The sequence below is a fragment of the Dietzia sp. SYD-A1 genome, from assembly GCF_015356725.1.
In the GTDB taxonomy this organism is placed as follows: domain Bacteria; phylum Actinomycetota; class Actinomycetes; order Mycobacteriales; family Mycobacteriaceae; genus Dietzia.
On the sequence record NZ_JADDKI010000590.1, the window covers coordinates 1 to 1043 of the forward strand.

The window sequence follows — 1043 nt, forward strand, 5'->3', positions numbered from 1 at the left end:
GTGGTGGTCTCCGTGGCCACCTCCGGAGCCTCCCCGTCCACCGTCGCCCCGCCACACCCCGCCAGTGACACGGCGAGCACGACGGCACCGAGACCGGACGCTGCTGTCAGGATGCGTGAACTCATGGTGCGCATGGTAGGTCAACGGACCCGGTCCGCGGGCAATCGCACCGTCGCCAGCACGCCCAGGTGATCGGTCGCCCGCACCCGGACGGTGTCGGTCTCCCCCACCGCCTGCACTCCCCGCGCGAGTACGTGGTCGATGCCGATGAGGGGTGGGACACTCCTGTCGGCGGGCCAGGTGGGCACCCAACCGTCGCCGCCGCCGGAGACCGAGTCGGTGTACCCGAGCCCGCGGAGTCCGCGGTACCGGGCGTGGTCCCAGGTGGCGTTGAAATCGCCGCCCACCACAACCGGGGCCGGGCCGGGCAGCCCGCCGAGGAACCAGCGCAGTCGATCCGCCTCCTCGACCGCGGCAGGGCCGTCGAACACCGGCGCGACGGGATGGGCGACCACCACCGTGACAGGACCCCCGGGGCCGGCCATGCCGGCGCGAAGGACCCCCAGACTGAAACCGGGCACCCGCTCGGGTGGCGACAGCGGATACCGGGACCACGCCGCGACCCCGGCTGCCTGCGGCGCGGCGTCGGAGGCCTCGTACGCGAGCACCTCCTCGAGGCCCGCGGCACGGAGCCCCTCGAGCGCCTCCGGCGTGACCTCCACCGCCAGCAGCAGATCGACCCCGCCGTCGCGGACGGCGCGGACCACGTCGACGGGATCCGCTCCTCCGAACTGCAGGTTCTGCACCAGCACTCTGAGGTCGATCCCGTCGTCGTCGTACCCGCGGGCGGGTGACACCAACGGGCCGTACTGGACCACACCCGCACCGACCAGCGCCACGGCCATCACCGTCAGCACCACCGAACGGGCACGGAGGGCCGCGAGCACAGCGACCAGGGAGAACGCCCACGCCCACAGGGCGAACGTCGCGAGAACCAGGACCGCGGGGATCTCGGAGGTCGAGTGATGCAGAGCGATCCCCGC

General features: G+C 73.0%; 1 protein-coding gene. It reads right to left on the minus strand.

Annotated elements, in window-relative coordinates:
* Nucleotides 1-140 precede the first annotated feature (140 nt).
* A partial coding sequence (locus IY392_RS17385) for an endonuclease/exonuclease/phosphatase family protein (protein WP_194861914.1) occupies nt 141-1043 on the minus strand: 903 nt, incomplete at its 5' end.